Below are 12,297 nucleotides of genomic sequence, written 5' to 3'. Positions count from 1 at the left end.
CTCCCACATTGGAATGCATTTCACATGTGGGAGCGAGCCTGCTCGCGAAGAGGCCCTGAGCAACACCGCAAACTCAAAATCAGATCCACCCACCCCACTGCAAAACGAAAATCCCGACATTGGTGGTAATCGCCGCCATCAACGTGGTCATCACGATAATCGCTGCGGCCAGTTCATGATTGCCCTGCGCCGCCCGGGCCATGACAAAACTTGCCGCTGCCGTCGGGCTGCCGAAGTACAGGAACAGAATCCCCAGCTCCGCCCCGCGAAATCCCCACAACCACGCCCCCAGCGTTGCCAGCAGCGGCAGACCGATCATTTTCACCAGACTCGAACTGAGCGCCATGTTGCCGCTCTTGCGCAACGCTGCCAGCGATAGCGTGCCACCAATGCAGATCAACGCCAGCGGCAAGGTGGTCTGCGCCAGATATTGACCGGAGGTTTCCAGCCAGCCCGGCAAACCAATCTTGAAATAGGCAAACGGGGCCGCCGCAATCACGCTGATGATCAACGGATTGCTGAACACGCTTTTGCAGATGCTCCACGGATCGGACTTGATCACCGGGCTGTACACCGCCAGCACGATGGTCGACAGCGTGTTGTAGAACAGGATCACCAGCGCCGCGAGGATCGCCCCGAGGGAAATCCCGTAATCGCCGTACATGCTGGCGGCCAGCGCCAGACCGATCACGCCGTTGTTGCCGCGGAACGCGCCTTGGGTGTAGATGCCGCGATCTTCACGCGGACATTTGAAAATCGCCCAGCCCCAGGCCAGGGCAAAACTAACCAGTGTGGCAAGGGAAAAGTAGATCAGCAGGGATGGCTGCAACGCCGCGTGCAGGTCGGCATGCAGGATGCCGAGAAACAGCAGCGCCGGCATGGTCACGTTGAACACCAGCGACGAGGCCGTGTGGATGAAGTTGTCGTTGATCCAGTCGATGCGCTTGAGCAGCACACCGAGAAACAGCATGGCAAACACCGGCGCGGTGATGTTCAGGGTTTCGAGGAAAATTGCCAGCATGCCGGGGAGCCTTGGGTGAGCGTCGTTAGGGGGCTAATGATAAGCCAAAAGCGTCAAAAGCCCCTCACCCTAACCCTCTCCCCGAGGGAGAGGGGACTGACCGAAGTGTCTTGCGTCCTGCATCGACCTGCAAGACCGAGTCGATTATGGATTCGGCAAGGCATTTTCAGGTCGATGTACCTCTAAAATATTCCCGGATCGGCCCCCTCTACCCCTGGGAGAGGGCTGGGCGGGCGACGCTCCGATGAAGGTAGCTTTTGCCCCCCCCAAACCATCAGGTAATCGGCGCCGGGTTGAACAACGTAATGTCGTTATGCAGCTTGTGCGTTTCCGCCCACGTTTGCTTTTTGCCGCTGGCAACATCCAGATAGTAGTGAAACAACTCCCAGCCCAGCTCCTCGATGGTCGCGCGCCCGGTGGCAATCCGCCCGGCGTCGATGTCGATCAGATCGGGCCAGCGCTGCGCCAGCTCGGTGCGCGTCGAAACCTTCACCACCGGCGCCATCGCCAGACCATACGGCGTGCCACGTCCGGTGGTGAACACGTGCAGGTTCATCCCGGCGGCCAACTGCAACGTGCCGCAGACGAAGTCACTCGCCGGCGTCGCGCAGAAAATCAGCCCCTTTTGCTTGAAGCGTTCGCCAGGGCCGAGCACGCCACTGATGGCGCTGTTGCCGGATTTGACGATTGACCCCAAGGACTTCTCGACAATATTCGACAACCCGCCCTTCTTGTTGCCCGGCGTGGTGTTGGCGCTGCGATCCGCCTCGCCCTTGGCCAGGTAACGGTCGTACCAGTCCATCTCGCGCACCAGTTCCTCGGCCACGGTTTTGCTTTCGGCGCGTGAAGTCAGCAGGTAAATCGCATCGCGCACTTCGGTGACTTCGGAAAACATCACCGTCGCCCCCGCACGCAACAGCAAGTCCGAGGCATAACCCAGCGCCGGATTGGCGGTGATTCCGGAAAACGCATCGCTGCCGCCACACTGCATGCCCAGGATCAGCTCGGACGCCGGCACCGTTTCGCGACGGCGCTGGTCGAGCTTTTTCAGGCGGACTTCGGCCAGTTCCATGATTTGCTCGATCATCTCGGTAAAACCGTGACTGGAATCCTGCAAGCGATACAGCCATGGATCGCTGAGATCGACCGACGCATCGTCCTCGTGCATCACCTGACCGGCCTGCAGTTTCTCGCAGCCGAGACTGATCACCAACGCCTCGCCCCCCAGGTTCGGGTTGCGTGCCAGATTGCGCACAGTGCGAATCGGGATGTAGGCGTCGGTGGCAGTAATCGCCACGCCGCAGCCGTAACTGTGGGTCAGCGCCACCACATCATCGACGTGCGGGTACTTCGGCAGCAGCTCTTCCTTGATCTTTTTCACCGCGTGATCGAGTACGCCAGTGACGCACTGCACAGTGGTGGTGATGCCGAGAATATTGCGCGTGCCAACGGTGCCGTCAGCATTGCGATAGCCCTCGAAGGTGAAGCCTTCCAGCGGTGCCTGCGCGGCCGGCACGTCGGTGGACAGTGGCAAGCTGTCCAGCGGCGGCGCGGTCGGCATGCGCAGTTGATCTTCCTTGACCCAACTGCCGCGGCGGATCGGTTGCAACGCGTAACCGATGACCTGACCGTAACGAATCACCGTACCGCCCTCGGGAATATCCTCCAGGCAAACCTTGTGGCTCTGCGGCACGAAATCCACCGTGACCAGGCCATCGGCGAATTCGGTGCCGGCCGGTACGCCCTGGTCGTTGACCACAACCACTACGTTGTCCCGCTCGTGCAGGCGGATGTAACGCGGCGAGTCGGAATGTTCAATCAACTGCATGACGCCGCTCCTCAGGAATGCGCTTGAGACAATTTGCCGGTGGCTTCAGCACCGCCATGGGTTGGCGGCTCTTTGAGGACCACACGTTTGATCGGGCCAACGATGACCAGATAGCTGAATACCGCGACCAGTGCGTTGGCACCGACGAACACCAGCGCCCATTTGAACGAACCGGTGGAGCTGATGATGTAGCCAATCACGATCGGCGTGGTGATCGACGCGATGTTGCCGAAGGTGTTGAACAGGCCACCGCTCAGTCCGGCGATCTGTTTCGGCGAGGTATCGGAAACCACCGCCCAGCCCAGCGCACCAACGCCTTTGCCGAAGAAGGCCAGGGCCATGAAGCCAACGACCATCCATTCAACTTCAACGTAGTTGCACGCCACGATGCTACTGGAAACCAGCAGGCCAGCAATGATCGGCGCTTTGCGGGCGAAGGTCAGCGAGTGTCCCTTGCGCAGCAGGTAATCGGAAATCACCCCGCCGAGCACCCCCCCGATAAAGCCGCAGATCGCCGGCAACGAGGCAATGAAACCGGCCTTGAGAATGGTCATTCCACGCTCTTGCACCAGATACACGGGGAACCAGGTCAGGAAGAAATAGGTGATGCCGTTGATGCAGTACTGACCCAGATACACGCCAAGCATCATGCGGTTGGTCAGCAACTGACGAATGTAATCCCATTTCGGACCGTCGGACTTTTTACCCTTCTGATCCATGTCGACCATGCCGCCGTTGTCTGCGATGTGCTTGAACTCGGCGTCGTTGATGCGTGGGTGTTCGCGCGGGCTGTAGATGACTTTCAGCCAGACCAGCGAGAAGACGATGCCCAGAATACCCATGACGATGAACACGTGCTCCCAACCGAAGGAATACACGATCCAGCCCATCAGCGGTGCGAACAACACGGTGGCAAAGTATTGCGCCGAGTTGAAGATCGCCGAGGCCGTGCCGCGTTCAGCGGTCGGGAACCACGCCGCGACAATGCGCGCATTGCCTGGGAACGACGGCGCTTCTGCAAGACCCACGAGGAAGCGCAGCATGAACAGCGCAACGACGGCGGTGGACATGCCAAATTCGCCGACAAAGCCTTGCAGCACGGTGAACAGCGACCAGGTGAAAATGCTCAGGGCATAGACTTTTTTCGAACCGAACCGGTCAAGCAGCCAGCCACCGGGAATTTGCCCGGCCACGTAGGCCCAACCGAATGCGGAGAAGATATAGCCAAGGGTGACCGCGTCGATACCGAGGTCTTTTTGCAAGCTGGAACCGGCGATGGCGATAGTCGCGCGGTCGGCATAGTTGATCGTGGTCACCAGAAACAGCATGAGCAGGATCAAATAGCGGACGTGAGTCGGCTTGGACGATTGCATGTAGAGGTACTCCCACTGATTATTTTTATGCGCGGGTGAATCTTCTTTGGTAGTGCTTTTGTGGAAGCGGGCTTGCCAGCGATGGCATCACCTCGGTACGACGACAGAGCGAGTCGCCCACATCGCTGGCAAGCCAGCTCCCACAGGTATTGCGTGTATCAGGAGCCTACGTAGGCGGTTTTCACCACGGTGTAGAACTCTTGCGCATAGCGGCCTTGCTCACGTGAGCCATAGGATGAACCTTTACGGCCACCGAACGGAACGTGGTAATCCACGCCAGCGGTCGGCAGGTTGACCATCACCATCCCGGCCTGGGAGTGACGCTTGAAATGGTTGGCGTACTTCAGCGACGTGGTCGCGATGCCCGCCGACAGACCGAACTCGGTGTCGTTGGCCATCGCCAGCGCCGCATCGTAATCGGCCACGCGAACAATGTTGGCCACCGGGCCGAAAATCTCTTCGCGGCTGATGCGCATCGACGCTTCACTGTCGGCAAACAGGGTGGGCGCGAGGAAGTAGCCTTCGGTGTCGCAGGTCACCAGACCACCACCGCTGACCAGACGTGCACCTTCGGACTGGCCGATGTCGATGTACTTCATGTCTTGCTCAAGCTGCGCTTGCGAAACAACCGGACCGATATCGGTGCCGGATTTCAGCGCGTGGCCGACCTTGATCGACTTCATGCGCTCGGCCATGGCCTCAACGAACTTGTCGTGAATCCCGGCGGTGACGATCAAACGGCTCGACGCCGTGCAACGCTGACCGGTGGAGTAGAACGCGCTCTGCACCGACAGTTCGACCGCTTGTTTGAGGTCGGCGTCATCCAGAATGATCTGCGGGTTCTTGCCGCCCATTTCCAGCTGAACCTTGGCCTGACGCGACACGCAGTTGACGGCGATCTGCCGACCGACGCCGACCGAACCGGTAAAGCTGATGCCGTCGACTTTCGGACTCTGCACCAGTGCATCGCCAACCACACGACCGCTGCCCATCACCAGGTTGAACACGCCGGCCGGGAAGCCTGCGCGGGAGATGATTTCCGCCAGCGCCCAGGCGCAGCCCGGTACCAGATCGGCGGGTTTGAGCACGACGCAGTTGCCGTAGGCCAGCGCCGGGGCAATTTTCCACGCAGGAATGGCAATCGGGAAGTTCCACGGTGTGATCAGACCGACCACGCCCAGCGCTTCACGGGTCACTTCGACGTTGACGCCCGGGCGCACCGACGGTAAGTAGTCGCCGGACAGACGCAGGCATTCACCGGCGAAGAACTTGAAGATGTTGCCGGCGCGGGTCACTTCGCCAATGGCTTCAGGCAGGGTCTTGCCCTCTTCCCGGGCCAGCAACGTGCCGAGTTCTTCGCGACGGGCAAGGATTTCCGTGCCGACTTTATCCAGCGAATCGTGACGGGCCTGGATGCCCGAAGTCGAATACGCCGGGAAGGCCGCGCGGGCGGCGTCGATGGCGGCGTGAACCTGGCTCAGGTCAGCCTTGGCGTAATCACCGATGGTGTCGTTCAGTTCGGACGGGTTGATATTGGCCGAGTAGTCGGCACCGGCAACCCATTCGCCGTTGATGTAGTTGTCGTAGCGTTTTGCAGTTGTCACAGGGGCAGCCCTCACATCTCAAAGCCTTCACGCAAAAAGCCGCTGATTGCTCAGCGGCCTCGCTTTTTCTCGGGTGTTACTGCGCACCTTGCTTGTCGATCAGCGCGGCAAGCATTTCGTACTCTTCGCCGGTCAGGTCGGTCAGCGGCGCCCGCACCGGGCCTGCGTCATAGCCGGCGATTTTCGCGCCAGCCTTGACGATGCTCACGGCATAACCCGCCTTGCGGTTGCGGATGTCGAGGTACGGCAGGAAGAAGTCATCGATGATCTTGCCTACGGTGGCGTGATCTTCACGGGCAATCGCGTGGTAGAAATCCATCGCGGTTTTCGGGATGAAGTTGAACACCGCCGAGGAGTAAACCGGCACGCCCAGCGCCTTGTAGGCCGCGGCGTAGACTTCGGCGGTCGGCAGACCACCCAGGTAGCTGAAGCGATCACCGAGGCGGCGACGGATCGACACCATCAACTCGATATCGCCCAGACCGTCCTTGTAACCGATCAGGTTCGGGCAGCGCTCGGCCAGACGTTCCAGCAGCGGCGCGGTCAAGCGGCAAACGTTGCGGTTGTAAACGACGACGCCGATGTTGACCGATTTACACACGGCCTCAACGTGAGCGGCAACACCGTCCTGGCTCGCTTCAGTCAGGTAGTGCGGCAGCAGCAACAGACCTTTGGCGCCGAGACGCTCGGCTTCTTGCGCGTATTCAATCGCCTGGCGAGTCGAACCGCCGACACCGGCCAGAATCGGCACACTGGTGGCGCAGGTGTCCACGGCAGTCTTGATAATTTCCGAATACTCGCTGGCGGCCAGGGAGAAGAACTCGCCGGTGCCGCCCGCTGCGAACAGGGCCGAAGCGCCATACGGGGCCAGCCATTCCAGACGTTTGATGTAGCCCGCGCGGTTGAAATCGCCCTGCGCGTTGAAATCGGTCACCGGGAAGGACAGCAGGCCGGCAGAGAGGATGGACTTCAGTTCTTGTGGATTCATTATTCGAACACCCTGGTAGCAACGTTTTTATTGAGTGGACCGTTCAGCCTTCGCCGAAGTTGTAGGTCATCGTACAACTTAAAAAATAACCGTCAACTGCATTTCATCGTCGCGGGTGTTTTTTTGTCGGACAACGATGTTCAAGGCGCCGCCAATCTTGTCGCAAAAGCCCGTATTCAAAGGGCTGACGCGCGCACTGGTCTGCTCAGTATCCATTTATTGGGCGCTGGAGAAACGCCGGGAAAGGTGCGACGACTGCCACCCGGATCGTGGACAACCTTGGAAGGAAGCCGAAACTTTTCGGAGGTATTGACTGCGGATCAAGGCCTGAATCTGATCGTGCAGGAGCAGTGACCGTTCGTCGGGACTGGTATTTGTTACAGGTGCCTGGCTTTTGCGATCAAGACATTAATTGGCGTGAGCCGCAGACGGCTCGTTTTGACAAACAAAGGGATTCTGAAAATGAAAAATAAAAGCTTCGCTATTCAAATGCTGCCACCCCCTGCGCTTAATGAAGCAATCAATGACGTCCTCTACGTGCATAACTTGATCAGTCCCGCTCATGGGGTTGTACCTGCACGCCAGGAAGCGGTCATCGGCGACAAAATCACACTGAAAGTGCACGACTCAGACGGCGCCGAGCAGTGGTCAGACTCTGTCGTACTGACTTCAATCTCCGCTGGTGAACCCATTGAGTTTGAAATCCCGAAAGCGCCATTTGAAAAAATGCTGAAAGCTGGCAAAAACACGGGTTTGCTGTACACCATTGAAAGTGCAGGCAACGAAAACACTTCAATGCAACGGGTTATCGAGCTTAAAGACTGATCCAGCCTCAACCCTGCGCCTGGGCCTCTTCATGGGCCTGTCGCAGTCTTTCACGGCTATTGGTCAGGTGCAGGCGCATGGCTGCGCGTGCGGCATCGGAATCCTGGCGGGCAATCGCCTCGTAAATCTCTTCGTGTTCACGGCTCAGGCGCCCCATGTAGTGCTGCTGGTCGTCATGGGCCAGGCGCGCCGAATTCAGCCGTGTGCGCGGAATGATGCTGGTGCCCAGGTGGGTCATGATGTCGGTGAAGTAGCGGTTGCCGGTGGACAGGGCAATTTCCAGGTGGAAAGCAAAGTCTGACGCCACCGCATCGCTGGCGTGCGCAACGCTGTCGTTGAGGGCATCAAGCGCCGCACGCATGGTTGCCAGTTGCTCCGGGCTGCGGCGTTGCGCGGCAAGGCCGGCGGACTCCACTTCGAGGCTGATGCGCAGTTCGAGAATCGCCAGCACATCACGCAAGGTCACGACGGTGGCCGGGTCGATGCGAAAGCCGCTCGGGCTAGGCGTATCGAGCACGAACGTGCCGATGCCGTGGCGGGTTTCCACTTGCCCGGCGGCCTGCAATCGGGAAATCGCCTCGCGCACCACGGTACGGCTGACCCCATGGGCTTCCATGATCGCCGACTCGGTAGGCAGTTTGTCACCGCGCTTGAGCAGGCCATCGCGGATCTGCTCGCTCAGCACCGTCACCAGTTCCTGGGCCAGACTGCGGCGCTTGCGCGGGAGGCGCGGGGTGTCGATCAGGTTTTCCATGGTCTGCATCTTGTCTCGAAAATTCGGCTGGAGGCCATCATAGCTCAAGCGAGTTGTACGATCACTGTTCGCCACACATTGTCCAATGAGGGAGCGGGCTTGCTCGCGCAGGCGGTGTGTCAGACAACAGATTTGTCGACTGGATGGACGCCTTCGCGAGCAAGCCCGCTCCCACAAGGGGAGTTGCGGTCATCAGGCCGTCACGGCCTGTTCAACCAAATGGCCGCTATCAATCCGCACATGCCGTGGATGGAAGCGTTTCAGACTGCTGCGATGGCCGACGCTGACAATGCTCAGCCCCGGCAATTGATCAATCAGCGCCTGATACAGCGTCGCTTCGTCTTCCTCATCCATCGCCGAAGTCGCTTCGTCCATGTACAACCATTGCGGGGCGTAAAGCAATGCACGGGCGAAGGCCAAGCGTTGCTGCTCGCCCGGCGAAAGCATGCGTTGCCAGTGATTGGCCTCGTCCAGCCGCGCGACCAGATGCGGCAAGCGGCAGGTTTCCAGCACTTGTGCATAACGTTCCGGCGCGTAGGTGTCGCCCGGTTGTGGATAACTCAGCGCCTCGCGCAGGGTGCCGATCGGCAGATACGGTTTCTGCGGCAGGAACAGATGGCGCGCCGCCGGCAAGCGGATATTGCCGTGCCCCGCCGGCCACAAGTGCCCCATCGCCCGCAGCAACGTCGATTTGCCACTGCCGGAGCGCCCGCTGAGCATCACCCGGTCGCCCGACTCCACCGTCATGTCGGCATGGTTCAGCAGATGACGACCATCGGCCAGATCCAGGCCGAGGTTGTGCACCCTGAGCTCGCTGCCCTGATTCTGCACATCGATGGCCGGGGCACGCTCTTCGTTATCGGTCATGGCCTGACGGAAGCTCAGCAGACGATCACAGGTAGCGCGCCAGGAAGCGAGGCTCTGGTAAGCATTGATGAACCAGCTGAAGCTTTCCTGAACGTTGCCGAATGCCGAGCTGATCTGCATCAGCTCGCCGAGTTCGATCTTGCCGGACAGGTAACGCGGCGAAGCCACGATAAACGGAAAGATGATGGCCGCCTGACTGTAACCGGCGGTAAAGAACGTCAGGCGCTTGGACACTTTCATGATGTCCCAGAAGTTGTGCCAGACATTACCGAAGCGGGCGCTCAATCGGCGATTCTCGTTCGGTTCGCCGTTGTACAACGCGATGCTTTCGGCATTCTCGCGAATTCGCACCATGGAAAAACGCAGGTCGGCTTCGAAACGTTGTTGCTGGTTATTCAGACCGATCAAGCGACGACCGATCAAATGCGTCAGCCAACTGCCCACCACCGCGTAAACCAGCACACACCAGAACATGTAGCCGGGAATGGTGACGCCGTACACTTCAATACTGCCCGAAACACCCCACAGAATGATCGAAAACGACACCAGACTGACGATATTGCGCAGCAGCCCGATGCCCAGTTCGAGTGTGTTGGAGGTGAAGTTGTTGAGGTCTTCGGAAATCCGCTGATCCGGGTTGTCGGTGTAACCGCCCTGCTCCAGGTGGTAGTAATTCTTGTCGGCAAGCCATCGGGAAAAATGCTTTTCAGTGAGCCAGGCCCGCCAGCGAATCGTCAGCATCTGGGTCAGATAAAGCCGGTAAACGGCACCGATAATCGCCACAGCCGCAATCACACAGAAATACAGGATCAGTTGCCAGAACGCCGCTTCATCCTTCTTTTGCAGGGCGTTGTAAAAGTCCTTGTACCAAGTGTTGAACCACACCGAGATGCCCACGCTCAGTAGCGAGAGCGCGATCACTGCGATCAACAGCGTCCAGGCCTTGCCCTTCTCTTCACTGCGCCAATAAGGCGTGATGATTCCCCAGACCTTGCGAAAAAACTGCCCGCGCACAGCATCGTTGACCGCGGAATATTCAGCGTTCTGATTCATGGATAAGGCTCAATATAGAAAAGAACAGACACGCACCGATCATAGATGATCGGCGCGTTTTATCGCGAGGGCTGGCGATAGTCGTTCAGCGCAGGTTCAGCGACGAACCGGGCGCTTCTGCAGTTTGCGCTGCAGGGTGCGGCGGTGCATGCCCAGGGCACGGGCAGTGGCGGAGATATTGCCTTCGTGCTCGGTCAGCACACGCTGGATGTGCTCCCACTGCAGACGGTCGACCGACATCGGGTTTTCCGGCACCAGGCTGTCGAGGTCCGCGTGTTCGGAGAGCAGCGCGGCCAGCACGTCGTCGGCATCGGCCGGTTTGCACAGGTAGTTGCAGGCGCCGCGCTTGATCGCTTCGACCGCGGTGGCAATGCTCGAATAACCGGTGAGGATCACCACGCGCATTTCCGGGTCCAGTTCCAGCAGTTTGGGCAGCAGCACCAGGCCGGAGTCGCCGTCCATTTTCAGGTCCAGCGCGGCGTAGTCCGGCAGGTCAGCCTGGGCGATGGTCAGGCCCTCTTCGGCGGAACCTGCGGTGCTGACGCGAAAGCCACGACGGGCCATGGCACGGGCCATGACGCGGGTGAAGGTCGCGTCGTCGTCGACCAGCAGCAGATGCGGCAGTTCTTCGCCTTCGACTTGGATTTCGTCACTCATGTTGGTCTCCTCGGGCGCCGTGGGGCAGGCGCAGCTCGGTGAGCGTGCCGCCTTCCTCATGACTATAGAGTTTCACTGAGCCGCCGGCGCGTGTCACGCTGGCCTTGCTCAAAAACAGGCCCAGGCCGAAACCTTTGCCCTTGGTGGTAAAAAACGGTTTGCCGATCTGCTCGGCGATGGCCAGCGGCACACCGGCGCCGTGGTCACGAATGCTGATGGTCACGGTTTCCGCGTCCCAGTCCAGCGTCACCTGGAGATTTTCCGGGCAGGCGTCGGCGGCATTGTTCAGCAAATTGAGCAGCGCCTGGGTCAGGTCCGGCGGCGGCGCCATGCGCGGCACAGTGCCTTGGCCGAGACGCTGGAAGCGATAACTGGCTTCCGGACGCATCAGGTGCCAGCGGTTCAGCGCTTCGTCGAGCCAGTCGGTGACGTCCTGCATCTCGACGGCCAGACGTCGGTTGGCTTCGGCGGCGCGGACCAATTGCTGCAAGGTTTCCTTACACAGTTTGACCTGATCCTGCAGCACTTTCAGATCGTCCTGCAGCATCGGGTCGGGATGATCCTGCTGCATCTCCTTGAGCAGCACGCTCATGGTCGCCAGCGGTGTACCCAGCTCATGCGCCGCGCCAGCGGCCTGAGTGGCAACAGCCAGCAATTGCTGATCGCGCAGGCCTTCTTCACGGCGAATAGCCCGTAACTCTTCCTGACGGCGCAGCTCTTCGGCCATGCGCGCCGCGAAGAAGGTGATCACCGCAGCAGCGAGGGCGAAGCTCAGCCACATGCCATAGATCTGCAGGTTCTCGCGGGCGACCGGCAGGGTTTCCAGCGGGTAGAACCGCGTCAGCATCACGGTGTACAGCGCCAGCGCGATACCGGACAGGATCACCGAATAGCGCCACGGCAACGTCACCGCCGCGATGGTCAGCGGCACCAGATAGTAGGAAACAAACGGGTTGGTCGAACCGCCAGAGAAATACAGCAGCGCACTGTGGATCACCAGATCACAGGCCAGTTGCAGCGCATATTCAAGTTCGGTCACCGGCCACGAAGTGCGCAGGCGCACGGCAGTGAACACGCAGAGCAACGTCGAGCAGCCGAGGGTCATCGCCAGTTGCACCCAGGGCAACGGCAACAATTGCAGCCAGTAGGCCAGGCCGACGGAGCCGGCCTGCGCGGCCAGCACCAGCGTGCGGATGAACGTCAGCCGCCAGAGGTTCTGGCGAGTGGCGGAAGTCAGTTGTACGGGGGCGAGCATGAGCTCTCCTGATGAGCGCTCCAGGCGGATCGCACGGAGTATAACCAAGCCGCGCCCTTGAGAGGCGAAAGT

The 12,297-nt window shown here is 59.8% G+C and carries 10 protein-coding genes; 1 reads left to right on the top strand and 9 read right to left on the bottom strand.

Features of this window, described 5'->3' with window-relative positions; genetic code table 11:
• Positions 1–79: 79 nt before the first annotated feature.
• From AACY19_RS08695 to kdgD, 5 genes are all read right to left on the bottom strand, one after another.
• Positions 80–1,021 (bottom strand): AEC family transporter, encoded by a 942-nt coding sequence (locus AACY19_RS08695; RefSeq protein WP_339449855.1) that lies wholly within the window; start codon positions 1,019–1,021, stop codon positions 80–82.
• A 274-nt stretch (positions 1,022–1,295) separates the two neighbouring features.
• On the bottom strand, positions 1,296–2,849 hold the full coding sequence (gene garD, locus AACY19_RS08690; RefSeq protein ID WP_339449854.1) for a galactarate dehydratase: 1,554 nt from the start codon (positions 2,847–2,849) through the stop codon (positions 1,296–1,298).
• Positions 2,850–2,860: 11 nt separating this feature from the next.
• On the bottom strand, positions 2,861–4,222 hold the full coding sequence (locus AACY19_RS08685) for an MFS transporter (protein ID WP_339449853.1): 1,362 nt from the start codon (positions 4,220–4,222) through the stop codon (positions 2,861–2,863).
• A 158-nt stretch (positions 4,223–4,380) separates the two neighbouring features.
• On the bottom strand, positions 4,381–5,826 hold the full coding sequence (locus AACY19_RS08680; protein ID WP_339449852.1) for an aldehyde dehydrogenase family protein: 1,446 nt from the start codon (positions 5,824–5,826) through the stop codon (positions 4,381–4,383).
• A 76-nt stretch (positions 5,827–5,902) separates the two neighbouring features.
• The gene (kdgD, locus tag AACY19_RS08675) at positions 5,903–6,814 is read right to left on the bottom strand and encodes a 5-dehydro-4-deoxyglucarate dehydratase (protein WP_007981458.1); all 912 of its coding nucleotides are present in this window, start codon (positions 6,812–6,814) and stop codon (positions 5,903–5,905) included.
• A gap of 462 nt (positions 6,815–7,276) precedes the next feature.
• On the opposite strand from kdgD, the gene AACY19_RS08670 reads away from it, so the two are divergent.
• Positions 7,277–7,639, top strand: a complete 363-nt coding sequence (locus AACY19_RS08670) for a hypothetical protein (RefSeq protein WP_339449851.1) — start codon at positions 7,277–7,279, stop codon at positions 7,637–7,639.
• A 7-nt stretch (positions 7,640–7,646) separates the two neighbouring features.
• Here the strand turns inward: AACY19_RS08670 and AACY19_RS08665 are convergent, their stop codons facing one another.
• The 4 genes from AACY19_RS08665 to AACY19_RS08650 form a co-directional block, all read right to left on the bottom strand.
• Positions 7,647–8,393, bottom strand: a complete 747-nt coding sequence (locus tag AACY19_RS08665; RefSeq protein ID WP_339449850.1) for a FadR/GntR family transcriptional regulator — start codon at positions 8,391–8,393, stop codon at positions 7,647–7,649.
• 192 nt (positions 8,394–8,585) lie between these two features.
• Positions 8,586–10,313 (bottom strand): ABC transporter ATP-binding protein/permease, encoded by a 1,728-nt coding sequence (locus AACY19_RS08660; protein ID WP_339449849.1) that lies wholly within the window; start codon positions 10,311–10,313, stop codon positions 8,586–8,588.
• A 96-nt stretch (positions 10,314–10,409) separates the two neighbouring features.
• Positions 10,410–10,970: a response regulator transcription factor gene (locus AACY19_RS08655; protein WP_003221630.1), complete on the bottom strand. Its 561-nt coding sequence runs from the start codon at positions 10,968–10,970 to the stop codon at positions 10,410–10,412.
• Positions 10,963–12,225 (bottom strand): ATP-binding protein, encoded by a 1,263-nt coding sequence (locus tag AACY19_RS08650; protein ID WP_339449848.1) that lies wholly within the window; start codon positions 12,223–12,225, stop codon positions 10,963–10,965. Before AACY19_RS08650 ends, AACY19_RS08655 begins: the two co-directional genes overlap by 8 nt.
• Positions 12,226–12,297 lie beyond the last annotated feature (72 nt).

It is taken from the genome of Pseudomonas sp. EA_5y_Pfl2_R50 (genome assembly GCF_963970475.1).
In the GTDB taxonomy this organism is placed as follows: domain Bacteria; phylum Pseudomonadota; class Gammaproteobacteria; order Pseudomonadales; family Pseudomonadaceae; genus Aquipseudomonas.
The sequence above is the reverse complement of the archived record's forward strand: the minus strand, read 5'-3'. Positions and strand labels throughout refer to the sequence as shown.

Coding starts and splice junctions, on each gene's coding strand:
- AACY19_RS08695 (WP_339449855.1), bottom strand. CDS start 1,021: ATGCTGGCAATTTTCCTCGAAACCCTGAACATCACCGCGCCGGTGTTT.
- garD (WP_339449854.1), bottom strand. CDS start 2,849: ATGCAGTTGATTGAACATTCCGACTCGCCGCGTTACATCCGCCTGCAC.
- AACY19_RS08685 (WP_339449853.1), bottom strand. CDS start 4,222: ATGCAATCGTCCAAGCCGACTCACGTCCGCTATTTGATCCTGCTCATG.
- kdgD (WP_007981458.1), bottom strand. CDS start 6,814: ATGAATCCACAAGAACTGAAGTCCATCCTCTCTGCCGGCCTGCTGTCC.
- AACY19_RS08670 (WP_339449851.1), top strand. CDS start 7,277: ATGAAAAATAAAAGCTTCGCTATTCAAATGCTGCCACCCCCTGCGCTT.
- AACY19_RS08665 (WP_339449850.1), bottom strand. CDS start 8,393: ATGGAAAACCTGATCGACACCCCGCGCCTCCCGCGCAAGCGCCGCAGT.
- AACY19_RS08660 (WP_339449849.1), bottom strand. CDS start 10,313: ATGAATCAGAACGCTGAATATTCCGCGGTCAACGATGCTGTGCGCGGG.
- AACY19_RS08655 (WP_003221630.1), bottom strand. CDS start 10,970: ATGAGTGACGAAATCCAAGTCGAAGGCGAAGAACTGCCGCATCTGCTG.
- AACY19_RS08650 (WP_339449848.1), bottom strand. CDS start 12,225: ATGCTCGCCCCCGTACAACTGACTTCCGCCACTCGCCAGAACCTCTGG.